The organism is Chitiniphilus shinanonensis DSM 23277, assembly GCF_000374805.1.
In the GTDB taxonomy this organism is placed as follows: Bacteria; Pseudomonadota; Gammaproteobacteria; order Burkholderiales; family Chitinibacteraceae; genus Chitiniphilus; species Chitiniphilus shinanonensis.
In genome coordinates this window covers 22,222-48,104 of the sequence record NZ_KB895335.1, presented here as the reverse complement: position 1 = coordinate 48,104, position 25,883 = coordinate 22,222, and the positions used below count along the sequence as shown (strand labels likewise).

Genomic DNA, 25,883 nt, shown 5'->3' with positions numbered 1-25,883 from the left:
GTGATGTCCAGGTTGTTGCAGTCGTTCTGTTGGGCGATCTTTCTTATCGCGGGGCCGTTGTCCGCGGCTGAGTGCCTCAAGCCGGAGTACGAGTCCTTCAAAGGCGACGACCACGCGTATGGCAAGGCGGTGGATGCATACCTGCTCTGCGATCAGGCTGCGCCTGCGCAGACTGAAAGCATGCCCCCCGAGTTGGAAACGCCGTCGCCTATCACCCTGGCTGATTTGGATGCGATGCTCCGGGCGGACTGCAAAGAGGAGATACGTACCTGGTCGGAGCGCCTCAAGCGGGACATGATCGCCAGCTGGAGCGATCAGCGCTCTTACACCACTTGGTTGCAGGAAGGTGGGCTGACACGGCTGCGCTCGATATTGCGGGAATCCGGTGTGCTCTCCGATGCTGATGTCGAGGTGTTGATCAAGGGCTGTGATCAGGCCATCCGCGAGGAACTGAAGGCATCATGAAAGAGGCCGCCCCCAAGCTGCTGATCCTCGACCGCGACGGCGTGATCAACGAGGATCGGCCCGATTTCGTGAAGTCGCCCGAGGAATGGGTGCCGATCCCCGGCAGCCTGGAGGCGGTGAGCGAGCTGTCGCGCGCCGGCTATTTGCTGGTGCTGGCCACCAATCAGTCGGCCATCGGGCGCGGCATCATCGACATGGCCGTGCTCAATGCCATCCACGCCAAGCTGCATCGCGCGGTGGCCGAGCTGGGCGGACATATCGACGCCATCTTCTTCTGTCCGCACGCGCCCGATGCCGGCTGCGCCTGTCGCAAGCCGGCGCCGGGCATGGTGCTCGACATCGCCAAGCGCTTCCATGTGCCGCCGGCCGATTGCCTGATGGTCGGCGACAGCCTGCGCGATCTGCAGGCGGTGGCCGCCGCCGGTGGCAAGCCGCTGCTGGTGCGCACCGGCAATGGCGCCAGGACCGAGGCCAAGGGCGACCTGCCCGCCGGCACGCAGGTGTTCGACAATCTGGCGGCCGTCGCCCAATGGCTGCTGAAGCCCCGCACCCATCCCGACGCGCCCGCGCGCGACGTTTAGAGCCTGTCCAGGATCTTTTCGCTGTCGTGCAAAGATCCTGGACAGGCTCTCAGGCCCCACCGTTTAGATAGGTTTCTTCCCCCATGATCTGGATTCGTTCTGCGTTGTACTGGCTGGGCCTGATCGCGATCACGCTGCCCTACGCCATCCTGTGCCTGTTGATCCTGCCGCTGCCGCCGGTGCTGCGTTTCCGCATCATCAGCGGCTGGTGCTGGAGCCAGGTGCAGTGGGTGCGCATCACCTGCGGCGTCAAGTATCGCGTGGAAGGGCGCGAGCATATCCCGGCCGGTCCGGCGATGATTCTCTCCAAGCACCAGTCCGCCTGGGAGACGATGGCGCTGCCGATCATCTTTCCGCCCTTCGTCTACGTGCTCAAGCGCGAGCTGTTCAAGATCCCGTTCTTCGGTTGGGGGCTGAAGGCGTCGTCGCCGATCGGCATCGACCGCAGCAACCGTTCCGAATCGCAGCGGCTGGTGATGAGCCAGGGCCGCGACCGGCTGGCCAAGGGCTTCTGGATCTGCATCTTCCCCGAAGGCACGCGCGTCGCCGCCGGCAAGCGCATCAAGTACAAGCACGGCGGCGCGCGGCTGGCGATCGCGCTGGGCATCCCGGTGGTGCCGGTGGCGCTGAACGCGGGCGAATTCTGGCCGCGCAATTCCTTCCTCAAGTATCCGGGCACCATCACCGTGCGCATCGGGCCGGTGATCCCGCCCGAAGGCACGCCGAGCGAGCTGGGCGACAAGGTCGAGACGTGGATCGAGAACGAGATGGAAAAGATCTCGGGCCAGGGGCCGTGCCACCCGGCCAATCAGCGATAACGGTCGGCGATCACTGCATGAGCGCGGCCACGCATCGCCTGGCGCTGGCCGAACACACGCTGGAATACACCGTCACCCGCTCCAGCCGGCGCCGCTCCATCGGTCTGCGCATCGATGCGCGCGGTCTGGTGGTGCAATTGCCGGCCAGGGCGCCGCTGGCCGAGGCCGAGCGCGTGCTGCGACTGAAGCTGGACTGGGTGCTGCGCCATCTGGCGGCGCGGGCCGCCGCGCCGGCCGCCGTGGCGCTGGGCGACGGCGCCATCATCCACTGGCTGGGCACGCCGCGCACCCTGCGCCTGGGCGCGGCGCGCTCCCGCCTGGCCGACGATGCGTTGTGGCTGTCCGCGCCGGATGCCACCCGCCTGCCCGCCGCGCTGAGCCAGTTCCTGCAACGCAGCGCGCGCGGCTATTTCGCCGAGCGTGTCGCCGTCTGGAGCGCCCGGATGGGGCTGACGCCGCGCCGGGTCTTGCTGACCTCGGCGCGCGGGCGCTGGGGCAGTTGCTCGGCGGCCGGCGACGTGCGGCTCAACTGGCGGTTGATGCAGGCGCCGGCCGAGGTGATCGACTACGTGGTGATCCACGAGCTGGCACACCTGGCGGAGCTGAACCATTCGCCGCGCTTCTGGGCTCGGGTGGAACAGGTGTGTCCCGACTGGCGCCACTGCCGCGACTGGCTGAAGGCGCACGGCGCCGGCCTGTTCCACTTCTGAGCGCAATCCGGCCATCCGGCCGGCGTATTCTTTTTTTGAAATCACCCGGCGAGGAAGCCATGAGCCAAGAAACCCTGAGACTGTCCAAGCGCATGGTCGAGTTGGGATTGTGTTCGCGCCGCGAGGCGGACGAACTGATCGAACAGGGTCGGGTGCTGGTCGATGGCCGCGCCGTCGATACCCTGGGCAGCCGCGTCACGCCGGCGCAGCACATCGCCATCCTGCCGGCCACCGGCGTCGCCACGCCGGAGCGGGTGACGCTGCTGCTGAACAAGCCGGCCGCCCTGCGCGCCTGGAGCGACGCCGACCTGCTGGGCGTGACCGCCTTGCTGCGGCCGGAGCTGCGCCATGGCGGGCCCGATATCCGCTTCCTGAAGAAGCACGTGCAACGCCACCAGGTGGCGGTGCCGCTCGACCCCAACGCCAGCGGCCTGCTGGTGCTGACCCAGGATGCGCGGCTGGCGCAACGGCTGGCCCAGGCGCAGGACTTCGAGCAGGAATTCCTGGTGTGGCCGACCGGGCCGGTGACGACGGAGCAGGTCGCCACGCTGGCGCGGACGCGCGCCGTGGGCGAGGCGACCATCAAGCCGTTCAAGGTGACGCGGCAGAGCGAGCGGCAGTTGCGCTTCCTGCTGCGCGAACATCGGCCGGGCCTGATCCCCGCGCTGTGCGCCAGCGTGGGCCTGGGGGTCGCCAGCTACCGGCGCATCCGCGTCGGCCGGCTGGCGCTGGGCGATCTGCCCGAAGGCGGCTGGCGCTACCTGGGGCCAAACGAGCGGTTTTAGGCGCTATTCGCCAGCCAGTGGCGCGACGCTGACCTCGCTGGCCGGAGGCGTGGCGATGGCTTCGCCGGCCGGCGGCGCGGCTGCCGTGGGCGGCACGGCGGCCTGCGCGGCGGCCGGTCCGGTCGGTGGCGCCGCAGGCGGGGCGGACTTGGCGGCATCGACCGCCCAGCCGGCGACGGCGGTGCCGCCCTGCACCGTGGCCTTGCCCACGTCCCAGGCGACGCCGGCGGTGGTGGCGGCCACGTTGACCGCCGCACTGGCGGCCCCGACGGTGGCGGCGCCGACGCTGACCACGGTTCCCACCGTGCCGCAGCCGGCGAGCAGGAGGATCAGGCCGAACGGGATCAGATACTTCAAGGATGAACTCCGGTTGGTCGATTCGCCCTGGGACAGCAGGCGCTCAGCGGCCCATGCCGCCGACCTGCTGCGCCAGATAGGTGGCGTAGTTGTCGGTCATGCCGCCGATGAAGTCGAGCACGCGGCGGTAGGTTTCGTACAGCGGCCATTCGCGGCGCGGCGCGTTGTATTCCATCAGGTCCAGCACGCGCTGCATGCGGAACGGCATCTGCGGACTGACCTTCAATTGGTACGCCGCGTTGCAGAAGGCGTCGAGCAGGATGTCCAGGCAAGTGAACGAGCCCACTTCGATCTCGATCTTGCGGCGCTCGTTGAAGATGCGCTCTCGCGCCAGTTGCTTGGCCTCGGCGATGCCGTGACGCATGCTTTCCGGGCAGTCGTTGAGCAGGTCGCCCTGGTAGCTGCCTTCCATCAGCCGCGGGTATTGCCGGATGAAGGTGTGGACCACGTCGCGCACGCAGCGATCGATGGCCTTGCCGCGCAGTACCGAGATCTTGCGCCGCACCGACGGCGCGGCGGCCACTTCCAGCTTCAGCAGCTCGTGTTCGCCGCCGCAGATCTTCAACAGCACCGGTTCGACCACCTCGAACGGCAGCATGCCGATCTCGATGCCGTCCTCCAGGTCGAGGATGGCGTAGCAGATGTCGTCGGCCGCCTCCATCAGATACGACAGCGGATGGCGCGCCCAGCGCCCCGCCTCCAGTTGCGGCAGGCCCAGTTCGGTGGCCACTTCCTCCAGCAATTTTTGTTCGGACTGGTAACAGCTGAACTTGCCCTTGGCGGCGGCGTGCGCGCTGGTCCACGGATACTTGAGGGTGGAGCCCAGCGTGGCGTAGGTCAGCCGCAGGCCACCCTCGAAGCGATGGTTTTCCAGCTGGGTGATGATGCGGAACCCCTGGGCATTGCCCTCGTAGGTCATCAGGTCGCGCCGTTCCTCGGCGTGCAGGTTCTGCATCAGGTAGGCGTGCTCGGGGCGGCGGAACCAGTCGCGGATCGCGTATTCGCCGGCGTGGCCGAACGGCGGGTTGCCGATGTCGTGCGCCAGGCACGCGGCCTGGACGATGGCGCCCAGGTCGTAGGGTTCGATGTGCGGCGGCAGCCGGTCGCGCAGGCGCTCGCCGATCAGCACGCCCAGGCTGCGCCCGACGCAGGCCACCTCGATGGAATGTGTCAACCGCGTGTGCACATGATCGTTTTCCGTCATCGGATGCACCTGGGTCTTGCGGCCCATGCGCCGGAACGGCGAGCAGAACACGATGCGGTCGTGATCCTTGTGGAAATGACTGCGGCCGGATTCGGGGGAGGCATCGGGGGCGCGGGGGGCGCCCAGGCGGTCGGCTGCCAGCAGCCGGTTCCAATCCATCATGGGGGATTTCCGAAGAGATTTTGACCGCGCCGGTGGACACCGGCGTGCATGGCCCCCGATTATACGGCGCGCCCGATACCCGGCGCCGCTCCCGGCAGGCGGTTTTCAATAAGGCGAATAACAATGATCCGACGTTTCCGGTTCCACCTGTGGTGGTTGTCCCTGTGCGCATTCCTGTTGGCGGGCTGCGCCATCCAGCAGGCGACCACGGCTTTTGCCGAGGGCCGCTACCTCGACAGTGTGCGCAAGGTGGTGAGCTACCTGGACGGCCGCAACGCGCTGCCGGATGCCGAGGACAGCGCCAAGCTGTTCGGCATCGTTCGCGACGTGGTGGCCCACTACGAAACCGAGCTGGCGCAGACGCCGCCGGGCTATCGCGGCGTGCGCATCGCCAACCTGGACGCGCTGTGGCAGTTGCGTACGCTGCTCGATGGCAAGTACTACGACCAGCAGGTGGCGTTCTTCACCGGCAAGTACACCATCTCCGGGCTGGCGCAGCAGGTGGCCGAGCAGTACTACCTGAGCGCGCAGGAGATCCCCATCCGCGGCAAGGACGACTATCTGGCGCGGGCCCAGGCTTACGGCAACGCGCTGAAATACTATCCGTACAAGGACGCCGCAGCGTTGCAGGAACGCAATACGCGCGAGTACTGGCAGGCCAATGCCGAGGAGCACTACCTGCGTGGCAAGTCGGCCATCGCCAACAAGGATTACCGCATGGCGAGCGAGGAGCTGGAACAGGCGATCTCCGACTTCGCCAGCTACGGCCCGTACAAGGACAGCCAGGCGCTCTACGACAAGTATGACCGGATCTACCGCGGCGACGAATCGCGGCGCCTGTATCGTCAGGCCAGCACCGCGGCCCAGACCGCGCGGCTGCGCTACGAATACCGCGCGGTGGCGGCCGACTTCCAGCAGGCCTACGACATCCATGCCAAGTACGGCGAACTGAACGACGCCCGCAGCCAGGCCGAACAGTACCGCGCTCGCGGCATGGTCAGCGTGGCGCTGGAGATCGACGATCCGGCGCTGGAGCGCGAGGTGCGCGACTGGCTGAACCTGCCGTACCTGCGCTGGAGCGGCGCGGGCTCCGACGTGCGGCTGAGCCTGCGCTGGCAGGATCGCTACGACGAACGCCGCAACGACCGCACCGTGACCGCGATGAGCGAGAACGTGAAGTCGCGCGCGCAGCGCACCAAGCCGGACGGCGGCACCGAGTGGTACGACGCCTACACGCTGTACCGTTTCAACAAGGTGCGCGAAGCCTCGGAAAACTGGCTGGAGCTACGCCTCGACGTCGACGCCAGCGGGCAGTACCGCTATCGCAACAGCCATACCGAACGGGTGGGGTCGCGCTGGGCCGAGGAGTTCTATACCGGTGAGGTGCCGCCCAAATACCGCCGCCGCACCGAGGGCGACTGGGCATCCCGCGAGGAACTGTACGGCCGCGCCTGGGCGCAGATCCGCCCGTCGTTGCGGCGCGATATCGACGAAATCGCGGCCGGTTTGCAGCGCCTGTAGAAGGCGCCGGCCCGGCCCTGGCAGGCCCCTCCGGCCGGTGTGCGCGGCACGCTCCGGGGCCGGGGCCGCATCGGGCGCAAGCCCTTGGCACCATTGAGGGAAACGCCTGTCCCTGGGGGTGTTTTTTGGCTAGAATGGCGCCCATTTTTTGGACTATTTCCAGGTGTGCCGCCTGAGCGGCCACCCCCGGGGGACACTATGGCGCTGCTCGAGATCCGCGACGTCGTCAAAACCTTTGGCGATTTCACCGCCGTGAACCACGTGAGCCTGGCGGTCGAGGCGGGCGAGTTCTTCACCCTGCTGGGCCCGTCCGGCTGCGGCAAGACCACCTTGCTGCGCATGCTGGCCGGCTTCGAGCAGCCCGATTCGGGCGAGATCCTGCTCGACGGCAAGAACATGGCCGGCGTGCCGCCGGAAAAGCGCCCGGTGCATACCGTGTTCCAGAGTTACGCGCTGTTCCCGCACATGACGGTGGCGCAGAACATCGCCTTCCCGCTGAAGATGGCCGGGGTGGCGTCCGCCGAGATTCCCAAGCGCGTGGACGAAGTGCTGGAGGACGTGCGCCTGCAACAGTTCGCGCGCCGCTATCCGCACGAGTTGTCCGGCGGCCAGCGCCAGCGCGTGGCGATCGCCCGGGCGCTGGTGAACCGCCCGCGTCTGCTGCTGCTGGACGAGCCGTTGTCGGCGCTCGACGCCAAGCTGCGCGAGCAGATGCAGATCGAGCTGATCAACCTGCAAAAGGAAGTGGGCATCACCTTCGTCTATGTGACCCACGATCAGGGCGAGGCGCTGGCGCTGTCGCACCGCATCGCGGTGATGAGCCAGGGCCAGGTGGAACAGCTGGACGCGCCCGAGACCATCTACAGCTATCCCAAGAGCCGCTTCGTCGCCGACTTCATCGGCCAGTGCAACCTGTTGGACGCCACCATCACCGAGGTGCAGCCGGGCCGGATGAAGGTGGAGATCGAGGGGGTCGGCACCGCCGAGGCGCTGCCGGTGGCCGGCGCGCAGGTGGGGGGCAAGGGCACGCTGACGCTGCGCCCGGAGAAGATCAAGCTCGGCGCCACGCTGCCGCAGGGCAACGCCGACGAGGTGCACTTCAAGGGCCGGGTGCACGATTGCCTGTACCTGGGCGACGTGACCATCTACATCGTCGAGCTGGACAACGGCACGCTGGTCGAGACCATGCTGCCGAACTCCGGCTCGGGCAAGGCGAAGTTCTTCGATGACAACGATCTGGTCGAGCTGGCGTGGCGCTTCGACGCCGGCCATTTCGTCCTCGCCTGAGGGCCTTTGCGCATGAAATCGAAAAGCCTGGCCAAGTGGCTGATCTCCGGGCCACCGCTGCTCTACCTGCTGCTGTTCTTCGCCATCCCGTCGCTGATCATGGCGTTCGCGGCGTTCCGCTTTCCGGGCGACTACGGCGGGCTGATGCCGCTGACGACGGCCAACCCGGACACCGGCGCCACCGAACTGCTGATCAACTTCGGCAACTGGCGCGATTTTCTGACGCTGGAGAACTTCCAGCGCTTCTTCGACGAGCCGATCTACTTCGAGCTGTTCGTCAAATCGTTCTGGTACGCCGGCCTGACCACGGTGATCTGCATCGTGCTGGCCTATCCGCTGGCATGGCTGATCGCGCGCAGCCCGCGCAAGACCCGCGACCTGCTGGTGCTGCTGGTGATCCTGCCGTTCTGGAGCAACTTCCTGATCCGCGTCTACGCCTGGATGATCATCCTGGGGCCGCAGAGCTACTTCAGCCGCGCGCTGAACTCGGTGCTGGCCGTGTTCGGCGTCGAGCCGGTGTCGCTGCTGTTCTCGCAGTTCGCGGTGATCGTCGGCCTGGTGTACGTGCACCTGCCGTTCATGGTGCTGCCGCTGTACGCCAACCTGGAAAAGCACGACATGGCGCTGCTCGATGCCGCGCAGGATCTGGGCGCCAACGCGTGGCAGCGCTTCTGGAAGGTGACCTGGCCGCTGTCGCTGCCCGGGGTCTGGGCCGGCACCGCGCTGGTGTTCATTCCGGCGCTGGGCATGTTCGCCATCCCCGATCTGCTGGGGGGCACCAACAGCATGATGATCGGCAACCTGATCAAGCAGCAGTACCTGGACAGCCGTGACTGGCCGTTCGGTTCGGTGCTGTCGATCATGCTGACCTTCACCGTCTTGCTGCTGGCCGCGCTGGCGGCCTGGGCGGGCAGCCGCGGCAAGGACAAGCGATGAAAAAAGTGTCTTCCTGGGTCTGGGCGGCGGCCATCCTGGTCTACGCCTTCCTCTACCTGCCGCTGGCCATCGTGGTGGTGTTCTCGTTCAACGATTCCGCGCTGAACGCGGAATGGGTGGGCTTCACCTTCAAGTGGTACCAGATGCTGTTGCACGACGATGTGATGCTGGAGGCGGCGCTGCACACGCTGCTGATCGGCCTGGTCACCTGCGTGGTGTCCACCGTGCTGGGCACGCTGGCGGGCTTCGCCATGTACAAGTGGCGGCTGCGGCTGCTGCCGGCGCTGGTGCTCACGCCGATCGCCATCCCCGAGATCCTGATGGGCGTGTCGCTGCTGATCTTCTTCGTGATGCTGAACATGACGCTGGGGCTGGTGTCGATCACGCTGTCGCACATCGCCTTCTGCATCGGCTTCGTCGCCATCGTGGTGCGCTCGCGGCTGCAAGGCATGGACGAATCGCTGGTCGAGGCCGCGCGCGACCTGGGCGCCAGCCCGGTGACCGCGTTCCGCGCCGTCACGCTGCCGCTGATCATGCCCGGCATCATCGCTGGCGCGCTGATGGCGTTCACGCTGTCGATCGACGACTTCGTGATCTCGTTCTTCACCGCCGGTGTCGGCTCCAACACCTTGCCGCTGGAGATCTACTCGCGGGTGAAGGTGCCGATGAAGCTCAACCCCGAGGTCAATGCCATCTCCAGCTTGCTGATGTTGCTGACGCTGAGCTTGATCCTGATCGTGAGCAAAGTAGCCCCCTCCGCCCTCCGCTCAGAATGAGCGCTCGTCCGGGGCTCCCTGGCGTTGTTCCGCGACCTTGCCGTACCCAAGTACTGTCTGCGGTCGCGGGCCTAGCCAGGAAGCCCCGGACGAGCGCTCATGCCAATAGATCGGGAGAAGGCCAACGCCCAGCCAGTTGACCCCCGATCCACCCGGCCGGCGCCTGCGCCGGCCGTTGCTTTTGATGGAGATCCCCCGCCATGAAGAAACTGCTGTTGCTGCTCGCATTGCTCGCGGGCCCCGCTGTCGCCGACGATGTGTTGCACCTGTTCAACTGGAACAACGCCGTCTCGGCCGAGACCATCGAGCGCTTCGAGGCGCGCTGCAAGTGCACGGTGAAGGAAAGCTATTTCGGCTCGATGGAGGAAGCGCTGGCCAAGCTCACCGGCGGCGCGCAGGGCTTCGACGTGATCGGGCCGTCCAACTACGGCATCCCGCCGCTGGCCAAGCAGCACCTGTTGCAGCCGCTGGACAAGAAGAAGCTGCCCAACTTCAAGAACCTGGATCCGGCCTTCCTCAACACCGCGCTCGACAAGGGCAACACCTACTCGGTGCCCTACGACTTCACCGTCACGCTGGTCGGCTACAACGTCGAGCGGCTGAAGGCGCTGGGCATCAAGGCCGACAGCTGGGCCGTGGTGTTCGACCCCAAGGTGCTGGCCAAGCTCAAGGGCAAGGTCACGGTGCTGGACGATCCGCGCGAGGTGATCGCCGCTGCGCTGCGCTATCACGGCCACTCGGCCAACTCCACCGATCCGGCGCACCTGAAGCAGGCGGCCGCCACCATCCGCGCCGCGCGCCCTTATTGGGCCGCGTTCAACAGCCAGAGCTACATCAAGGAACTGACGCTGGGCAACATCTGGGTGGCGCTGGGCTACTCCAACGATTTCTACCAGGCCAGGATGGACGCCAAGGCGGCCAGGCGCCCGTTCACCATCGGCTACGAACTGCAGCGCGAGGGTAACGGCATGACCGCCGACAGCTTCGTCATCCACAAGCGCGCGCCGCGTCCCGACCTGGCGCATCGCTTCATCGACTTCATGCTGGAAGGCCGGAACGCGGCCGAGATCACCAACAACGTCGGCGCCGGCAACCCCAACGCCGCGGCGCGCCCGTTCATCGACAAGGCGCTGCTGGCCGTGCCGGCGGTCAACCCCAACGCCGCCACCGCCGCGCGGCTGGAGCAGTTGTCGGACCTGGACGCCGCCAGCCGCCGCGCCTGGAACCGTGCCTGGACCGAGATCAAAATGGGGCGCTGAGCCGTTTTGCGTCGTGCGTCGTGCACCGTGGCGGGGCGCGGCGCCAACGGTTTTGCGCGACCGCCACAATGCGGGTGGGCGTCGGGCTGACGCCCCGGGAATCCGTGGCATAATCGCGCGGGACTCGCGGCGCTCGCCGCACTTATCGATCGCTTTCCGGGGATATCACAGAGATGAAGAAGCTGCTTCTGGCGCTGTCGTTGTTCGCCGGCCTGGCCCAGGCCGAGGATGTACTGCACGTCTACAACTGGAACAACTATATCGCGCCGGAAACGGTGAAGCGCTTCGAGAAGGAGTGCAAGTGCCGCGTGGTGCAGGACTACTACGGCGCGATGGAGGAAATGCTGGCCAAGATGTCGGCCGGCGCCAAGGGCTACGACATCGTGGTGCCGACCGGCTTCGCGATCCCGCCGCTGGTGAAGCAGGGCATGGTCAGCCCGTTGGACAAATCCAAGCTGCCCAACTTCAAGAACGTCAACCCGTCGTTCCTGAACACCCAGTTCGACAAGGGCAACCAGTACTCCGTCCCCTACGCCTTCACCACCACCCTGGTCGGCTACAACGACAAGAAGATCAAGGAGCTGGGCCTGGACACCAGCTCCTGGGCCATCATCTTCGACCCGAAGATCCTCACCAAGATCAAGGGCAAGGTCACCGTGCTGGACGATAGCCGCGAGCTGTTCGCCGCCGCGCTGATGTACAACGGCTACTCCGCCAATTCGACCAACCCGGCCGAGTGGAAGAAGGCCGCCGAGACCATCAAGCAGGCCAAGCCGTACTGGGCCGCCTTCAACACCCAGAGCTACATCAAGGAACTGACCGTGGGCAACATCTGGGTGGCGCACGGCTATTCCAACGACATGTTCCAGGCCAACCAGGACGCCAAGGCCGCCAAGCGCCCGTTCGGCATCGCCTATGGTTTGCAGAAGGAAGGCAACACCCTGTCGCTGGACAACATGATGGTGCTCAAGGGCGCGCCGCGTCCCGATCTGGCCCACCGCTTCATCAACTTCATGCTGGACGGCAAGAATTCCTCCGAGCTCACCAACATGATCGGCTCGGGCAACCCGAACAGCGCCGCCGCGCAGTTCGTGCAGCCGGACATCAAGAAGATCAGCGCCGTGTTCCCGGATGCCCAGGCCATGAAGAAGCTGCAACAGCTCAACGCGCTGGAAGGCAAGCAGCTGCGTGACCTGAACCGCCTCTGGACCGAGGTGAAGACCGCCAAGTAAGCGCGGCGCCGCGCTGCCCTCGGGCGGCGCGGCCCACGCTCCGCCGGGGTGGCACCCGGCGCCGAAGCCCGGCCGCTCGCGGCCGGTTTCATTGCCCGGGCCATGCGCTCCTTTCCTCCCGTCAGCTATCTCGCCGGCCATACCCCCCAGTCGCGGGTTTCCCGCTACTTCCTCGCCTGCTACCTGCTGATCATCCTGCTGCTCAGCTTCTATCCGTTCTCCGGCTGGCGCTACAACGGCGAACCGATCTTCGCCTTCTATCGTTACCCGCTGCCGTACTACTTCACCTTCTTCGACAATTTCGCCAACGTGCTGGCCTACGTGCCGCTGGGCCTGGGGCTGGTGCAATGGCTGCGGCGGCGCTGGTATGCCTGGCCGCTGGCGGTGGCCGGCGGCGTGGCCCTGTCGGCCGGGGTGGAGTTCGTGCAGCAGTTCCTGCCGGACCGGGTGGCGTCCAACCTCGACATCCTGGCCAACGGCACCGGCGCGGTCATCGGCGCCACCCTGGCGCTGTTCGTCGGCAGCCGCCGCTGGCAGCGGCGCTGGCTGGTGTTCCGCCACAGTTACCTGGTGCCCAGTGTGATCGCCGACTGGGGCATCGTCTGGATGGGCCTGTGGTATGTCACCCAGTGCGATCCGTCGGTGCCGTTCCTTGGTGTGGTGGTGGAGGCGGTGACGCTGCCGCAGCCCTTCATCTCGCCGATGGCCGACGCCCGGCTGTTCCTCGATCTGCTGGAAAGCGCCGGCGTGGCGCTGCACCTGCTGGGGGTGGCGATGTTGGTCTCGACCTTGCTGCGCCACCAGCGGCACGTGGTGCCGGCGATGCTGGGCACGCTGATCGCCGGGCTGCTGCTGAAGCTGCTGTTCGCCGGGATGATGCTCAAGCGCACCGAGTTCTTCGCCTGGATCAACCTGAACGTGGTGGTCGGCGCGCTGGCGGGGCTGTTGCTGGTGGCGGCCTGCGCCCGGCTGAACCAGCGCCTGCGCGCGCTGGTGGGGGCGTTGTCACTGGGTGCCGCGCTGGGGGTGAGCTGGTTGTGGCCGCTGGCGCCGCAACTGGCGGCCACGCTGGCGCTGTTCCGCTGGAGCTACGGCCACTTGCAGCATTTCAGCGGCATGGCGACGCTGGTCGGCGATGTCTGGCCGTATGGCGCCATCGCCATGATGCTGGCGACCGTGTTGAGGTTGGGCGAGGAATAGTCGGCGGGGCGGGAAAGGGTGGGCAGGCCGGGGAGCCGGGCGGCTGCCGGTCGTTGGCTCGGCCTCGGCGAGCCGCCGGATCAGTCCAGCGGCACCTGCAACGGCACGGTGGGATTGACGAAGCGCTCGCCCGCCAACAGCTTGTCCATCATGGCCGGATCCTGCCACTCGGCCTTCACCTGTTCCGAGAACACGATGTCCGTCAGGCGGATCTCGCCCATGCGCGGGTTGTAGGCATCTTCCCGGAAGGCCTGGGCGTAGCCGGTATCGGTCTCGTGGGCGATGACCGAGTGCAGGCGGACGTCGTCGCTTTCGCCATTGCGCATCTGCGTCTGGCCGAGCAGGGCATCGATCGCCACGAAGAACAGGCGGGCGAACTGTTCGGCCGACGGCGAGACCGGCAGCGCGATCCAGCGTGCGGAGAACTGGCGACACAGTCGTATGTACTCCGGGTCATCCTTGTCCCAGAAGCACACCGCATGATCGAACGCATCGATCACGTCGCGGATGGTGCCTTTCATCAAGCCGAAGTCGTACACCATCTGCCCCTGATCGAGCGCGTGAGCCTCCAGCAGGACCTCCACCTTGTAGCTGTGGCCGTGGATCGAACGGCGGCAACGGTCGCTGGAACAGTTGCGCACGATGTGCGCGCTCTCGAACTTGAACAACTTGCGGATCAGCATGGGAATTTCCGAGTAGAACGCTCGGGTTTTATCAGATCGGCCCCGGTGGGGCAAGTTGGGGCATGCCCCACGACCCCGGTTCCATGCTGGCGCCTGGCTGCAAATCTGTATCTATTTAATTACTAATAAAGAATTTAATTGAAAGAATTAAGAAATAAAATTGCAGCGGCTATTGGTAGTGGCCTTGGCGCGACTCCAAAAACTTGAACCCGGTCATCGCAGACGAGTGGTGGAACTTCACCCTCCAACTACTTCCTATCGCCCCGTTTTGGTACATCAGAAGTGGCTGATTTGCGCGGGATTCCAGCTTTTTCTCCAGATTTTTCTTTTGTTTTCAATTTGCTTGGGATGCATTGCTGCGGTGCGAAAAAAGGGGGGTGAGCGCTTTTTGTAGTGCACCGATGGTATGGCTACTACATAGGCAACCAGACCACCTGTCATGCCGCCGGAGGGGTGTTGACAAGGTTGAACCTGTCATCGGTAATCGGAGGCATCGCCGAGGTCCGTCATGCGAACTCAATGCGATCCAGGGCGTTTCAGGTGGTTGCTTACTTGAAAATAACGCCCTCGCGCGGCCCAGTACCTAAGAAAAAGCGCGCGAATACAAGTTACTTAACGAGGATGGAGAACTCCCTTATGTCGTCGACTCGATTGTCACTCGCGCTGCTTCCGGCTGCGCTGGTCGCTGCGTATGCCACAGCGGCCTCGCCGGCCTGGCAGGAAGGCACCACCTACGCGGCCGGTACCACCGTCAGCTACAACGGCCACGAATACCAGGCCCTGGTGACCCACACCGCCTACGTGGGCGCCAACTGGAACCCCGCCTCCACGCCGACCCTGTGGAAGGATCTGGGTGCCGGCAGCACCACGCCGACCCCGACCCCGGTCGTGACCCCGACGCCGACGCCCGTCGTGACGCCGACCCCGACACCGGTCGTGACGCCGACCCCGACACCGGTCGTGACTCCGACTCCGACGCAAGTCGTGACCCCGACCCCGGCCGGTACCTGCTATCAGGCCTGGAATGCGAGCGGCGTCTATACCGGCGGTGCCCGCGTGACCCTCAATGGCGTGAACTACGAAGCCAAGTGGTGGACGCAAGGCGACAACCCGGCGCAATCCGGTGATTGGGGCGTCTGGAAGAACATCGGCAACTGTGGTGCCACCCCGACGCCGGTCGTGACGCCGACCCCGACCCCGGTGGTTACCCCCACCCCGACCCCGGTCGTGACGCCGACTCCGACGCCGGTCGTGACACCGACCCCGACGCCGGTGGTGACTCCCACCCCGACTCCGGTCGTGACCCCGACCCCGACGCCTGTCGTGACCCCGACTCCGACGCCGGTGGTGACTCCCACCCCGACGCCGGTCGTGACCCCGACCCCGACGCCGGTCACCGGTAACGACTGCCGCCCCGATGGCCTGGAGCCGTCCGGCGTGGCCAACGTGCCGTACTGCCAGGCCTACGATCAGGATGGCCGCGAAAAGCTGGCCAATGGCCTGAAGCGCCGCATCATCGGCTACTTCACCAACTGGCGTACCGGCAAGAACGGCCTGCCGTCCTACCTGGCGAATGACATTCCCTGGAATGACATCACCCATATCAACTACGCGTTCGCCCACATCGACAGCAGCAACAAGATCTCGGTGAACGAAACCGTGCCGGGCAACGAATCGACCGACATGGAATGGCCGGGCGTCGCTGGTGCCGAGATGGATCCGACCCTGCCGTACAAGGGCCACTTCAACCTGCTGAACAAGTACAAGAAGCTGCACCCCGGCGTGAAGACGCTGGTGTCGGTGGGCGGCTGGGCCGAAACCGGCGGCTACTTCGGCGCCGACGGCAACCGCGTGGCTTCGGGTGGCTTCTACAGCATGACCACCAACGCCAACGGCTCGATCAACACAGCCGGCATCAACGCCTTCGCCGATTCGTCGGTGGCGTTCATCCGCAAGTACGGCTTCGATGGCGTGGATATCGATTACGAATATCCGACCACCATGGCCAACGCCGGCAACCCGAAGGATTGGGCGGTTTCCGGTCCGCGTCTGGCTGGCCTGCAAGCCTCCTACCGCGAACTGATGAAGGTGCTGCGTGCCAAGCTGGATGCCGCTTCCGCTCAGGACGGCCGCTACTACATGCTGACCATCGCATCGCCGTCGTCGGGCTACCTGCTGCGCGGCATGGAAACCTACCAGTCGGTGAAGTACCTGGATTACGTCAACATGATGACGTATGACCTGCACGGCGCCTGGAACGAGTTCGTCGGTCCGAACGCAGCACTGTTCGACGACGGCAAGGATGCCGAGCTGGCCAAGTGGTCGGTGTACACCACCTCGCAATACGGTGGCATCGGTTACCTGAACACCGACTGGGCATACCGCTACTTCCGTGGCTCCCTGCCTGCCGGCCGCATCAACGCGGGTCTGCCGTTCTACACCCGTGGCTGGAAGGACGTGACCGGTGGCAACAACGGTCTGTGGGGTACCGCACCGTCGCAGAACTGCGACGTGGGCCTGACCCCGCCGTGCGGCAACGGTGCCAGCGGCATCGACAACATCTGGCATGACCTGAACGACGCCGGCAGCGAACTGGGCGCAGGTTCCAACCCGATGTGGCACGCCAAGAACCTGGAAAAGGGTATCGCCGGCGACTACCTGCCGCTGTTCGGCCTGAAGGCTTCCGATCTGGTCGGCAGCTATGCCCGCAACTACGACGCGACCCTGGTGGCTCCGTGGCTGTGGAACGCCAGCAAGAAGGTCTTCATCTCCACCGAAGACGAACAGTCCATCCAACGCAAGGCCGAGTGGATCAACACCAACGGCATCGGCGGCGCGATGTTCTGGGAAATGGCTGGCGACTATGACTGGGATGCCAACAAGACCAACCTGAACGGCACCAAGGGCCAATACGTGCCGGGTGCGACGATGACCCGACTGCTGGCGCAGAACTTCCGCGCCGCCACCCCGTACGGCAACAAGCGCGCCAAGCGTGCGATGCCGGCCGAAGTGGTCCAACTGCAGTTCGACGTGACCGACTTCAAGCTGGGTGATCAGAACTACCCGATCAATCCCAAGCTGAAGGTCACCAACAAGGGTACCGTTGCGATTCCGGGCGGCTCCAAGGTCGAGTTCAACTACCCGGTCGCTGCGCCGAACAACATGAGCGACCAATCGGGTACCGGCCTGAAGGTGACCGCGTCCGAGCACACCGGTGCCAACGTGGGCGGCTTCAAGGGTGACTTCCACACGGCAAGCTTCGTGCTGCCGAGCTGGCAAGCCATCGCCCCGGGTGCCACCATCGACGTGACCCTGAACTACTACCTGCCGATCAGCGGCCCGTCCAACTACGTTGTGACGGTCAACGGCAAGGAGTACGCGACTCAGCAGGAGTATCCGAACCTGCCGGTTGCCAAGCTCCAGTAACACCGAGCTGTAACCACTGAACGGGCAAGCCTTCGGGCTTGCCCGTTTTTCTTTGGCCGGGCGCCGCGCGGCATGGATGTGACGGATTCACGGCCCGGGTGTGACGCCGCTCCGCGTGTGCGGATGCTCACTGCCATGGCGGCCGCGCCGTGGGCAGACTGGCGCCACCACAGTGCCCCGGCGGCCGTGGACTCGATGTGACACAGACCACGTCGGGACCCGTCGCCGTCTTCCAGCGGTCAACCCGCGGCAGGGGCAGACCATTGAAGGACGGGCGCGACGTGTGCGCCGATCGAAAGGAGTGACCGATGAAAAGAACCTATCTGTTGACGGCCCTGGGTCTGGCCGCGGTATTGCTGGTGGGGCAGGCCAGCGCGGCGCCGCAGTGGCGCGAAGGACGCGAATACCGCACCGGCGAGATCGTGGTGTACCACGGCAAGCCGTACCGGGTGCTGCAAAGCCATACCGCGTGGCGCGGTGCCGGTTGGACGCCGCAGGCGGCGCCGTCGCTGTGGGAGCCGGTCGGCAAGGGCCGCTGGCGCGACGATGGCCGCCGTTACGGGCGCGATCGCGATCACGATGACGACGATTGGGATGATGACGACCGCTGGGACCGCGACGACGATCGCCCCTGGCTGCGCAAGCCTGATTGGCGCCCGGTGGTCTGGGAACGCGGCCATCACTATCGCAAGGGCGAATGGGTGTGGTACGAGGGCAATGCCTACCGCGCGCAGCGCGACGTGAACTCGGGTGTGTCGCTCAACTGGAAGCCACACGCCGCCCCCGAGGTCTGGTTGCGGGTGTCGCTGCCCTGATCGTCGGGGCGATCGCCAAAACAAAACGGGCTGCCTGGGCAGCCCGTTTTGCATGGTGCGCGCCGGATCAGGCCAGCTTGCGCAGCTGCTCCTGCAACTTGTCGAGGCGCTCGGCCAGCTCCGCCACCTGGGCGCGATCCTTCTCGACCAGATGCGCCGGCGCCTTGTCGGTGTAACCCGGCTTCTCCAGCTTGGCGCGGATCTTGGACAGACCATCCTCGGTCTTGGCGATTTCCTTGGTCAGGCGCGCGGTCTCGGCCGCCTTGTCCACTTCCACCTTGAGCATCAGGCGGATGGTGCCGGCCATGGCTACCGGGGCGTCGTCCTCGGGCAGGCGCTCCACCACGTGCACCTCGGACAGCTTGGCGAGCGGCAGCAGGTAGGCGGCGAATTGCGTCAGCGATGCCGGGCCTTCCAGGTACAGCGGCACCTTCTGCGCTGGCGACAGGCCCATCTCGCCCCGGAGGTTGCGGGCGGCGAATGCCAGCGCCTTCAATTCGTCCACCGTCGCGGTGGCCGCCGGGTCGATCTTGCTGTCGTCGGCCTGCGGCCAGCGGGCCACCACCAGCGACTCGCTGTCCTTGCGACCGGCCAGCGGCGCGACCACCTGCCACAGTTCCTCGGTGATGAAGGGCATGATCGGATGGATCAGGCGCAGGATGGTCTCCAGCACCCGGATCAGGGTGCGGCGGGTGGCGCGTTGCTGCGCCTCGCTGCCCTGCTGGGTGGATACCTTGGCCAGCTCGATGTACCAGTCGCAGTACTCGTTCCAGACGAACTCGTAAATGGCCTGCGCGGCGAGGTCGAAGCGGAAGGTGTCGAGCGCCAGCGTCACGGCCTTCTCGGCTTCCTGCAGGCGGCCGATGATCCAGCGGTCGGCGAAGCCGTAGTCCAGCTCGGCGCCGGGCTCCAGCCCGCAATCGCGGCCTTCCACGTTCATCAGCACGAAGCGCGTGGCGTTCCACAGCTTGTTGCAGAAGTTGCGATAGCCTTCGCAGCGCTTCTGGTCGAAGTTGATCGAACGGCCCAGCGAAGCCAGCGAGGCGAAGGTGAAGCGCAGCGCGTCCACGCCATAGGCGGGAATGCCTTCGGGGAATTCCTTCTGGGTCTTGGCGGCCACCTGCGGCGCCTTCTCGGGGCGGCGCAGGCCGGTGGTGCGCTTCTCCAGCAGCGGTTCCAGCGCGATGCCGTCGATCAGGTCCACCGGGTCGAGCACGTTGCCCTCGGACTTGGACATCTTCTTGCCCTCGCCGTCACGCACCAGCCCGTGCACGTAGACGTGCTTGAACGGCACCTTGCCGGTGAAGTGCGTGGTCATCATGATCATCCGGGCCACCCAGAAGAAGATGATGTCGTAGCCGGTGACCAGCACCGACGACGGCAGGAATGCCTTCAGTTCCGGGGTTTCCTGCGGCCAGCCCAGCGAGGAGAACGGCACCAGCGCCGACGAGAACCAGGTGTCGAGCACGTCCTCGTCGCGCTTGAGGGCGCGGCCGCCGGCGCGAGCCACTGCTTCGGCCTCGTCGCGCGCCACGTAGACATTGCCTTCGTCGTCGTACCACGCCGGGATCTGATGGCCCCACCACAGCTGGCGGCTGATGCACCAGTCCTGGATATTCTTCAGCCAGGCGTAGTAGGTGTTGACCCAGTCGCCGGGCACGAACTGCACCTCACCGTTCTCGACCACCTCCAGCGCCTTCTGGGTGATGCTCTTGCCGTTTTCGTCGGCCTTGCTCATCGCCACGAACCATTGGTCGGTCAGCATCGGCTCGATCACCTGGCCGGTACGCTCGCAGCGCGGCACCATCAGCTTGTGCTTCTTGATCTCGGCCAGGAAGCCGCCGGCCTCCAGGTCGGCCACGATCTGCTTGCGCGCGGCGAAGCGGTCCATGCCGCGGTAGGCGGCCGGCGCGTTGTCGTTGATCTTGGCATCCAGGGTCAGGATGGAGATCTGCGGCAGGCCGTGGCGCTGGCCGACCGCATAGTCGTTGAAATCGTGCGCCGGGGTGACCTTGACCACGCCGGTACCGAACTCGCGATCCACGTAGTCGTCGGCGATGATGGGAATCTCGCGGTCGCACAGCGGCAGCTTCACCGACTGGCCGATCAGGTGCGCATAGCGCTCGTCTTCCGGGTGCACCATCACCGCCACGTCGCCCAGCATGGTTTCGGGACGGGTGGTCGCCACGGTCAGATGGCCTTCGCCCTCGGCCAGCGGGTAATGGATATGCCACAGGTGGCCGTCCTCTTCCTCGCTGTTCACTTCCAGGTCGGACACCGCGGTGCCCAGCAGCGGATCCCAGTTGACCAGCCGCTTGCCGCGGTAGATCAGCCCCTGCTCGTACAGCCGCACGAACACCTCGGTCACCGTGCCCGACATCCTGTCGTCCATGGTGAAGTACTCGCGGCCCCAGTCCACCGACGCGCCCATGCGGCGCATCTGGCCGGTGATGGTGTCGCCCGACTGCTGCTTCCACTCCCATACTTTCTCGATGAAGGCGGGCCGCCCCATGTCGTGGCGGGAGACGCCCTGGGCGGCCAATTGGCGTTCCACCACGATCTGGGTGGCGATGCCGGCGTGGTCGGTGCCCGGCAACCACAGTGTGTTGTCGCCGCGCATGCGGTGGTAGCGCGTCAAACCGTCCATGATGGTCTGGTTGAACGCATGGCCCATATGCAGCGTGCCGGTCACATTGGGTGGCGGCAACTGGATGGCGAACGAGGGCGCGCTCGAATCCATGCTGGGGCTGAAGTAGTGCGCGGATTCCCAGCGCGGATACCAGGTGGCCTCGATGGCGGCGGGTTCGAAACTCTTGGCGAGTTGTTCCAGGGCGGTGGTCATGGGGGAAGTGGTCGGAAATTCGGTGAAAAACAGCAAATTATACCGGCAAGCGGCGGTTGCCGGGGTGGTAGCTTCGAAGCCTCCTGGCGAAGCGATGGTGCGCAGGCGCGCACTATTCACTTTGCCTGGGCTTCGCGCGTTTTTTTTCCGAAGATTAAAGGGTGCGCCGACAGGCGCGGCCCGATGGAATTCATTTCGAATCAACGGCATCGACAAGGAGAAAGACCATGAGCGACAAGCTGAAGGACGATCAGGATGTACTGCTGGACGATTTGCGCACGGTGATTTCCGACACCGAGAGCATGCTCAAGGACGTGGCCCAGGCCGGCGGCGCCGAGGCGCAGGCATTGCGCGAGAAGATCATCGCCAATCTTTCCGCCGCCAAGACCCGGCTGATCGAAGCCGAGCGGCTGGTGGCCGACAAGGCGCGCGTCGCGGCCAAGGCCACCGACGCCTACGTGCACGAGAACCCGTGGACCTCGGTGGGCATCGCCGCCGGCGTGGGTTTCCTGCTCGGGCTGCTGGTGTCGCGACGCTGAGGCCGGCCCTGCAACGGATGACGGGCGGCTCCTGCCGCCTGTTTCATTGTCCATTTCCGGCGCCTTGCCTTCCGGCGGGCGCGGGAAAGCGAAGCCGGTCGATCCACCGGACCGCGAGCGGATTCCATGACTGAACAACAAGATACTTTCCGGCCGTTCCATCGCTTGGCCGCCAGCCTGATCGGGCTGCTGCACGCGCACCTCGGCATCTTCGCCATCGAGCTGGAAGAAGCGCGCGAGCGGGTGCTGCGCACGCTGGTGCTGGGTTTCGTCGGGGCGGGCCTGCTGGTGATGTGCCTGGTGGCGCTGGCCAGCGCGCTGGTGCTGGCGTTGCCGCCCGAGTGGCGCGTCGGCGTGTTGGCCGGCGCGGGCGTGGTGTTCCTGCTGCTGGGCATCGGGCTGGTCTGGGCCGCCTGGAATGGCTTCGCGCGCGGGCCGACGCCGTTTGCGGTGACGATGGAGGAACTGCGTCGCGACAGGGAGCGCCTGCTGTCATGAGCCAAACCATGCGAAGCACCCGCGAGGCGCGCAAGCGCCTGCTGCAACTGGAGGCGGAACTGCATCGGGTCGAGCTGTCCGCCAGCCTTTACGACATCCGCGCGCCGTTTCGCGGTCCCGGCCGGGGTGGCTTCCTCGGCGGGCTGTTCCAGCCCGCCAAGCTGCTGACGCTGGCGGCCGGACTGGTGGCGGGCAACAAGCTCAACCTGATCTCGCGCCTGATCCCCATCGGCATGGGGGCCTGGAAGGCGGCGACGGTGATCCGGCAGTTCCTGGCGCGTCGTCGCGCGGCGCGTGCTGCCCGGGGATGACGCGATTTACCGACCCAGCAAAAAGCCGGCATTGCGCCGGCTTTTTGCTGGTCCGTGCCGCTCAATCCAGTAGATTGCGCCGACGCAGTTCGTCGCGGACCAGTTCGGCCACGCGCGGCGCCAGGCGTGCTTCCAGTTCATGGCCGATCTGGGTCGCCAGGGTCTGCGCGGCTTCGGCGTAAAGGGTGCTCATCAAGGTCTTGAAGTGCTGGCGCGACAGCCTGTCCACTTCCATTGCGATATCGACGGCCAGGGTGGCGGCGACGCCGGCGGTCAGCTCGGCGATAGCGGATTCGTCGAGCTTGGGCGCGGGCGGTGGAAGGGTGGGGCGCGGCGCTTCGGCTGCGGGCGTGACGACGGGTTGCGCCGTTGCCGCGGGCTCGGCCAGCGCCGACGCCATCCAGGCCGGGGCGGGGATCGCCGGTACGGCAGGGGGCTCGGCCAGATGCGGGTCGAGATCCAGTTCGATGGCCGGTTCTTCGGCCAACTCGATGCGCAGGTCCGCGGCCGAGGCCCAGTGATCCTCGGCGGGCGCTTCGATCGGCGCCGGTGCGTTCCAACTGGTTGGTGGCAGGGGGTGCGGCGGCGGTGGAACGGCCTCCGCTTCCTGGTACGGCGCGGCCTCCGGCTGGCGGATCGGCGGTTCCGGCGCAGCGACGAAAGCCGGCGCTGTCGGCGTGTCGGCGATGATCGGCGCCGGTGCTTCGGCCGTCTCCTCGACGATCTCGTCGATCAGCTCCAGTACCGTCACCTGATGCTCGGGCATCGGGTCGACGAACTCGATGGGCAGCGCGTCGTCGCCGTGCTCGATCACTTCGAATCCGGCGACCGACGGCGTGGCGGCGATCTCGTCCAGTGCTTCCGGCGCCTCGGTGGGCGTCGGTGCCGGGCCGACCGCCTCATCGTCTTCCCATTCCAGGGTGGGGTAGTCGATCTCCTCGGCGGCGGCTTCGGCGAGCGGCGCTTCGGCCGGCGGCGGCTCGCCTTGTGGCATCGCCGTGTCCTCCACCGGGCCGAATGGTGCCGGGTCGGCCAGCAGCGCATCGAGGTCGAGCAGGGGCAGGTCGAGGAACACGGACGGCGACGCGGCGGCCGGCTGGGCGACCGGCGAGGCCGGCGGCGGCGATTGCGGCTGGCGCGGCGGCGGCAGGAAGTCGTCCGGATGGAACATCAGCCCTTCGTCGGCGGGCGGCTCCGCCGGCTTGGCGGCGATCACTTCGGTCAGGACCGGGATGTCGTCGTCCAGCATCTCGGTCAGCACCGGGATGTCCTCTTCCACCGCCGTGCCGGCGCCGCTGCCGCGATGGCGCGCCATCAGCGCATCCATCTTGTTGAACAGCGGGCTGACGCTATCGTCCTGTTCCGTCATGCCTGGGCCTGCTGTCGTTGGGCGGCGAGTTCGAGCATGTCCACCGCGGTGGGCGTGATGCCCAGCGCCACGTAGGCCCGCCAGCGCTGGCGCGCGCGTTCGCGGGCCTCTTCGCTGCGGTCGACGATCTCCAGGATGCGTGCGTGGCGCTCGTGGCCTTCCGGCACGCCGTCGGTCCAGTTGAACAGCGCGGCCCGTTCGGGCAGCAGGTCGGCCCGATGGTCCACCACCACGGGGGTGACCGATGCCAGCGGGTCGTCCGCCGCGCAATGCGGCAGGAATCCGGTCTGCGGCACCTCCCACAACAGGCGGTCCAGCGCGTGCGCGTCGCGTTCGCTGGCGGCGAGCACGTTGACGCTCAGTCGCTGCGCCAGGGCCTTGCCGACCAGCTGGCACAACGCCTGTTCACGTTGCTTGACGTTGAAGTAGAAGGTGACGTCCATGCCCGTTATTTTGCTTTCTTGGCGGCGTGCCGCGCGCGCTCGGCCAGGAATTCCACCAGCAGCGGCACCGGGCGGCCGGTGGCGCCCTTGGCGGCGCCGGATTTCCACGCGGTGCCGGCGATGTCCAGGTGGGCCCAGCGGTAGTCCTTGGTGAAGCGCGCCAGGAAGCACGCGGCGGTGACCGAGCCGGCCGGCCGGCCGCCGATGTTGGCGAGGTCGGCGAAATTCGACTTCAGTTGTTCCTGGTAATCGTCCCACAGCGGCAGGCGCCATGCCTTGTCGCCGGTGTGCTCGGCGGCTTGCAGCAGCTCGGCGGCGAGCGGCTCGTCGTTGGCGTACAGGCCGGTGGCCACGTGGCCCAGCGCGATGATGCACGCGCCGGTCAGCGTGGCGATGTCGACCACGGTCTCGGGTTCGAAGCGGGCGGCGTAGGTCAGCGCGTCGCACAGGATCAGCCGGCCCTCGGCATCGGTGTTCAGCACTTCGATGCTCAGACCGGCCATGCTCTTGACGATGTCGCCCGGCTTGTTGGCGTTGCCCGCCGGCATGTTCTCGCAGGTGGCGATCACGCCGACCAGGTTGATCGGCAGCGCCAGTTGCGCGGCGGCCTGCATGGTGCCGAGCACGGTGGCGGCGCCGCACATGTCGTACTTCATCTCGTCCATGCCTTCGCCCGGCTTGAGCGAGATGCCGCCGGAATCGAAGGTGATGCCCTTGCCGACCAGCACCACGGGTTTGGCGCCCTTCTTGCCGTTGCGGTATTCCAGCACGATCAGCTTGGGCGGCTGCACCGAGCCCTTGGCCACGGCCAGGAAGGAATTCATGCCCAGCTTTTCCAGCTCGGGCTGGTCCAGCACCTGCACCTTCAGGCCCTGTTGCTTGCCCAGGCGCACGGCTTCGTCGGCCAGATAGGTGGGGGTGCAGACGTTGGCCGGCAGGTTGCCCAGCTGGCGGGTCAGGTTCATGCCGCGGCCGACCGCCGCGCCGCGCGCGACGGCGGCTTCCAGCCCGGCCACGTCCGCCTTGGGCGCGACGGCAAAATTCACCTGGGTGAGCACCGGGCGCGGCTCTGGGTTCGACTTGAAGTCGTCGAAGCGGTATTCCTCGACCACCAGCGCCTGCGCCAGCGCGGCCACGGTTTCGCTCGCATCGATGCCCTTGGGCAATGCCAGCACCACGTCGGCGTCGGCCGTTTTGCCGGCCAGCAGGGCCCGCGCGCCGGCCGCGGCGGCGCTACGCAGATCCGCGGCCTGCGGGGCTTCGCCCAGTTGCAGCAACACCACGCGCACCAGCTTACCGCCCAGCGTCACGTGCGACGCCAGTACGCTGCCCGCCTTGGCGGTCAGCTCGCCGCCCGCCAGCAGCGCACCCAGCGCGCCGGCCGTGGCCTGATCCAGCTTTTGCAGGCCCGAGGGCAGCTTGTCGCCGGCGACCGGCAGCAACAGGTGGGAGGCGGCGGCTTTTTCGGGGCTGACTGGATTTATGCTAAATTCCACGGCGAATCTCCTGGGGCTTGTTCCGGGTGTCGCAGCGCTGTCCGCCAACGCCTGGGCAGGTTGCGCGCAAAGGGCTGCGCCGATGTGGTTTTAAGGTGCGCCTGCGATCGATTTTGGATGTCGTCCAAGCCAGGGCCGGATGCCATGTGCCGAGGCCGGTGTAACGCC

At 66.3% G+C, this 25,883-nt stretch carries 24 protein-coding genes and 1 pseudogene; 18 read left to right on the top strand and 7 right to left on the bottom strand.

Annotation, left to right across the window (positions count from 1 at the left end; translation table 11 throughout):
- Nucleotides 1-3 precede the first annotated feature (3 nt).
- The 5 genes from C556_RS0102155 (at nt 4) to C556_RS0102135 (ending at nt 3,359) form a co-directional block, all read left to right on the top strand.
- Nucleotides 4-465: a hypothetical protein gene (locus C556_RS0102155; RefSeq protein WP_018746580.1), complete on the top strand. Its 462-nt coding sequence runs from the start codon at nt 4-6 to the stop codon at nt 463-465.
- Nucleotides 462-1,046, top strand: a complete 585-nt coding sequence (gene gmhB, locus C556_RS0102150; RefSeq protein WP_018746579.1) for a D-glycero-beta-D-manno-heptose 1,7-bisphosphate 7-phosphatase — start codon at nt 462-464, stop codon at nt 1,044-1,046. The genes C556_RS0102155 and gmhB overlap by 4 nt, the downstream gene beginning before the upstream one ends.
- Before the next feature lie 83 nt (nt 1,047-1,129).
- Nucleotides 1,130-1,864 (top strand): lysophospholipid acyltransferase family protein, encoded by a 735-nt coding sequence (locus C556_RS0102145; RefSeq protein ID WP_040430197.1) that lies wholly within the window; start codon nt 1,130-1,132, stop codon nt 1,862-1,864.
- A gap of 17 nt (nt 1,865-1,881) precedes the next feature.
- Nucleotides 1,882-2,574, top strand: coding sequence for a M48 family metallopeptidase (locus C556_RS18970; RefSeq protein ID WP_018746577.1), 693 nt, complete (start codon nt 1,882-1,884; stop codon nt 2,572-2,574).
- Nucleotides 2,575-2,633: 59 nt separating this feature from the next.
- The gene (locus C556_RS0102135) at nt 2,634-3,359 is read left to right on the top strand and encodes a S4 domain-containing protein (RefSeq protein ID WP_018746576.1); all 726 of its coding nucleotides are present in this window, start codon (nt 2,634-2,636) and stop codon (nt 3,357-3,359) included.
- A gap of 3 nt (nt 3,360-3,362) precedes the next feature.
- Here the strand turns inward: C556_RS0102135 and C556_RS0102130 are convergent, their stop codons facing one another.
- Together C556_RS0102130 and C556_RS0102125 are read right to left on the bottom strand one after the other, a co-directional pair.
- Nucleotides 3,363-3,716, bottom strand: coding sequence for a hypothetical protein (locus tag C556_RS0102130; RefSeq protein WP_018746575.1), 354 nt, complete (start codon nt 3,714-3,716; stop codon nt 3,363-3,365).
- 43 nt (nt 3,717-3,759) lie between these two features.
- On the bottom strand, nt 3,760-5,082 hold the full coding sequence (locus C556_RS0102125; RefSeq protein ID WP_018746574.1) for a deoxyguanosinetriphosphate triphosphohydrolase: 1,323 nt from the start codon (nt 5,080-5,082) through the stop codon (nt 3,760-3,762).
- A gap of 123 nt (nt 5,083-5,205) precedes the next feature.
- Between C556_RS0102125 and C556_RS0102120 the strand changes: the two genes are divergently transcribed.
- The 7 genes from C556_RS0102120 to C556_RS18965 all read left to right on the top strand — a co-directional run bounded on the left by C556_RS0102120 (nt 5,206) and on the right by C556_RS18965 (nt 13,293).
- Entirely contained in the window at nt 5,206-6,603 is a 1,398-nt protein-coding gene (locus C556_RS0102120; RefSeq protein ID WP_018746573.1) for a hypothetical protein, read from the top strand.
- A 198-nt stretch (nt 6,604-6,801) separates the two neighbouring features.
- Entirely contained in the window at nt 6,802-7,890 is a 1,089-nt protein-coding gene (locus C556_RS0102115) for an ABC transporter ATP-binding protein (RefSeq protein ID WP_018746572.1), read from the top strand.
- A 12-nt stretch (nt 7,891-7,902) separates the two neighbouring features.
- Nucleotides 7,903-8,826 (top strand): ABC transporter permease, encoded by a 924-nt coding sequence (locus C556_RS0102110; RefSeq protein ID WP_018746571.1) that lies wholly within the window; start codon nt 7,903-7,905, stop codon nt 8,824-8,826.
- Complete coding sequence (locus C556_RS0102105) at nt 8,823-9,602, top strand: ABC transporter permease (RefSeq protein WP_018746570.1); 780 nt, start codon at nt 8,823-8,825, stop codon at nt 9,600-9,602. Before C556_RS0102110 ends, C556_RS0102105 begins: the two co-directional genes overlap by 4 nt.
- A 200-nt stretch (nt 9,603-9,802) precedes the next feature.
- The gene (locus C556_RS0102100) at nt 9,803-10,861 is read left to right on the top strand and encodes a polyamine ABC transporter substrate-binding protein (protein WP_018746569.1); all 1,059 of its coding nucleotides are present in this window, start codon (nt 9,803-9,805) and stop codon (nt 10,859-10,861) included.
- A 173-nt stretch (nt 10,862-11,034) separates the two neighbouring features.
- Nucleotides 11,035-12,093, top strand: a complete 1,059-nt coding sequence (locus C556_RS0102095; protein ID WP_018746568.1) for a polyamine ABC transporter substrate-binding protein — start codon at nt 11,035-11,037, stop codon at nt 12,091-12,093.
- Nucleotides 12,094-12,195: 102 nt separating this feature from the next.
- The gene (locus tag C556_RS18965) at nt 12,196-13,293 is read left to right on the top strand and encodes a VanZ family protein (RefSeq protein ID WP_157235732.1); all 1,098 of its coding nucleotides are present in this window, start codon (nt 12,196-12,198) and stop codon (nt 13,291-13,293) included.
- 80 nt (nt 13,294-13,373) lie between these two features.
- Here C556_RS18965 and C556_RS0102085 read toward each other — a convergent pair whose 3' ends face one another.
- A complete protein-coding gene (locus tag C556_RS0102085) occupies nt 13,374-13,976 on the bottom strand; it encodes a 6-pyruvoyl trahydropterin synthase family protein (RefSeq protein ID WP_018746566.1) in 603 nt (200 codons plus the stop codon).
- A gap of 636 nt (nt 13,977-14,612) precedes the next feature.
- Between C556_RS0102085 and C556_RS24325 the strand changes: the two are divergent.
- The 3 genes and pseudogenes from C556_RS24325 to C556_RS0102070 all read left to right on the top strand — a co-directional run.
- Nucleotides 14,613-15,302 (top strand): annotated as a pseudogene (locus tag C556_RS24325) (carbohydrate-binding protein); the annotation flags it as partial.
- The gene (locus tag C556_RS24320) at nt 15,276-17,402 is read left to right on the top strand and encodes a chitinase C-terminal domain-containing protein (RefSeq protein WP_444541999.1); all 2,127 of its coding nucleotides are present in this window, start codon (nt 15,276-15,278) and stop codon (nt 17,400-17,402) included. The pseudogene C556_RS24325 and the gene C556_RS24320, both read left to right, overlap by 27 nt.
- Before the next feature lie 308 nt (nt 17,403-17,710).
- Nucleotides 17,711-18,217, top strand: coding sequence for a carbohydrate-binding protein (locus C556_RS0102070; protein ID WP_026262731.1), 507 nt, complete (start codon nt 17,711-17,713; stop codon nt 18,215-18,217).
- 67 nt (nt 18,218-18,284) lie between these two features.
- Here the strand turns inward: C556_RS0102070 and C556_RS0102065 are convergent, their stop codons facing one another.
- Entirely contained in the window at nt 18,285-21,059 is a 2,775-nt protein-coding gene (locus tag C556_RS0102065) for a valine--tRNA ligase (protein ID WP_018746563.1), read from the bottom strand.
- Between the two features lie 227 nt (nt 21,060-21,286).
- Between C556_RS0102065 and C556_RS24165 the strand changes: the two genes are divergently transcribed.
- The 3 genes from C556_RS24165 to C556_RS0102050 all read left to right on the top strand — a co-directional run bounded on the left by C556_RS24165 (nt 21,287) and on the right by C556_RS0102050 (nt 22,407).
- Nucleotides 21,287-21,598, top strand: a complete 312-nt coding sequence (locus tag C556_RS24165; protein ID WP_018746562.1) for an ElaB/YgaM/YqjD family protein — start codon at nt 21,287-21,289, stop codon at nt 21,596-21,598.
- A 126-nt stretch (nt 21,599-21,724) separates the two neighbouring features.
- On the top strand, nt 21,725-22,096 hold the full coding sequence (locus C556_RS0102055; protein ID WP_083930275.1) for a phage holin family protein: 372 nt from the start codon (nt 21,725-21,727) through the stop codon (nt 22,094-22,096).
- Nucleotides 22,097-22,104: 8 nt separating this feature from the next.
- Entirely contained in the window at nt 22,105-22,407 is a 303-nt protein-coding gene (locus C556_RS0102050; RefSeq protein ID WP_211214654.1) for a hypothetical protein, read from the top strand.
- Between the two features lie 61 nt (nt 22,408-22,468).
- Here C556_RS0102050 and C556_RS0102045 read toward each other — a convergent pair whose 3' ends face one another.
- The 3 genes from C556_RS0102045 to C556_RS0102035 are packed head-to-tail and all read right to left on the bottom strand — an operon-like array spanning nt 22,469 to nt 25,715.
- Entirely contained in the window at nt 22,469-23,776 is a 1,308-nt protein-coding gene (locus C556_RS0102045; protein ID WP_018746559.1) for a hypothetical protein, read from the bottom strand.
- Complete coding sequence (locus tag C556_RS18955) at nt 23,773-24,219, bottom strand: DNA polymerase III subunit chi (RefSeq protein ID WP_018746558.1); 447 nt, start codon at nt 24,217-24,219, stop codon at nt 23,773-23,775. Before C556_RS18955 ends, C556_RS0102045 begins: the two co-directional genes overlap by 4 nt.
- A 5-nt stretch (nt 24,220-24,224) precedes the next feature.
- Complete coding sequence (locus tag C556_RS0102035; protein ID WP_026262729.1) at nt 24,225-25,715, bottom strand: leucyl aminopeptidase; 1,491 nt, start codon at nt 25,713-25,715, stop codon at nt 24,225-24,227.
- Nucleotides 25,716-25,883 lie beyond the last annotated feature (168 nt).

Bases quoted from the DNA above. Each gene is read 5' to 3' on its own strand.
- C556_RS0102155 (WP_018746580.1), top strand. From the start codon at position 4: ATGTCCAGGTTGTTGCAGTCGTTCTGTTGGGCGATCTTTCTTATCGCG.
- gmhB (WP_018746579.1), top strand. From the start codon at position 462: ATGAAAGAGGCCGCCCCCAAGCTGCTGATCCTCGACCGCGACGGCGTG.
- C556_RS0102145 (WP_040430197.1), top strand. From the start codon at position 1,130: ATGATCTGGATTCGTTCTGCGTTGTACTGGCTGGGCCTGATCGCGATC.
- C556_RS18970 (WP_018746577.1), top strand. From the start codon at position 1,882: ATGAGCGCGGCCACGCATCGCCTGGCGCTGGCCGAACACACGCTGGAA.
- C556_RS0102135 (WP_018746576.1), top strand. From the start codon at position 2,634: ATGAGCCAAGAAACCCTGAGACTGTCCAAGCGCATGGTCGAGTTGGGA.
- C556_RS0102125 (WP_018746574.1), bottom strand. From the start codon at position 5,082: ATGATGGATTGGAACCGGCTGCTGGCAGCCGACCGCCTGGGCGCCCCC.
- C556_RS0102120 (WP_018746573.1), top strand. From the start codon at position 5,206: ATGATCCGACGTTTCCGGTTCCACCTGTGGTGGTTGTCCCTGTGCGCA.
- C556_RS0102115 (WP_018746572.1), top strand. From the start codon at position 6,802: ATGGCGCTGCTCGAGATCCGCGACGTCGTCAAAACCTTTGGCGATTTC.
- C556_RS0102110 (WP_018746571.1), top strand. From the start codon at position 7,903: ATGAAATCGAAAAGCCTGGCCAAGTGGCTGATCTCCGGGCCACCGCTG.
- C556_RS0102105 (WP_018746570.1), top strand. From the start codon at position 8,823: ATGAAAAAAGTGTCTTCCTGGGTCTGGGCGGCGGCCATCCTGGTCTAC.
- C556_RS0102100 (WP_018746569.1), top strand. From the start codon at position 9,803: ATGAAGAAACTGCTGTTGCTGCTCGCATTGCTCGCGGGCCCCGCTGTC.
- C556_RS0102095 (WP_018746568.1), top strand. From the start codon at position 11,035: ATGAAGAAGCTGCTTCTGGCGCTGTCGTTGTTCGCCGGCCTGGCCCAG.
- C556_RS18965 (WP_157235732.1), top strand. From the start codon at position 12,196: ATGCGCTCCTTTCCTCCCGTCAGCTATCTCGCCGGCCATACCCCCCAG.
- C556_RS0102085 (WP_018746566.1), bottom strand. From the start codon at position 13,976: ATGCTGATCCGCAAGTTGTTCAAGTTCGAGAGCGCGCACATCGTGCGC.
- C556_RS0102070 (WP_026262731.1), top strand. From the start codon at position 17,711: ATGAAAAGAACCTATCTGTTGACGGCCCTGGGTCTGGCCGCGGTATTG.
- C556_RS0102065 (WP_018746563.1), bottom strand. From the start codon at position 21,059: ATGACCACCGCCCTGGAACAACTCGCCAAGAGTTTCGAACCCGCCGCC.
- C556_RS24165 (WP_018746562.1), top strand. From the start codon at position 21,287: ATGAGCGACAAGCTGAAGGACGATCAGGATGTACTGCTGGACGATTTG.
- C556_RS0102055 (WP_083930275.1), top strand. From the start codon at position 21,725: ATGACTGAACAACAAGATACTTTCCGGCCGTTCCATCGCTTGGCCGCC.
- C556_RS0102050 (WP_211214654.1), top strand. From the start codon at position 22,105: ATGCGAAGCACCCGCGAGGCGCGCAAGCGCCTGCTGCAACTGGAGGCG.
- C556_RS0102045 (WP_018746559.1), bottom strand. From the start codon at position 23,776: ATGACGGAACAGGACGATAGCGTCAGCCCGCTGTTCAACAAGATGGAT.
- C556_RS18955 (WP_018746558.1), bottom strand. From the start codon at position 24,219: ATGGACGTCACCTTCTACTTCAACGTCAAGCAACGTGAACAGGCGTTG.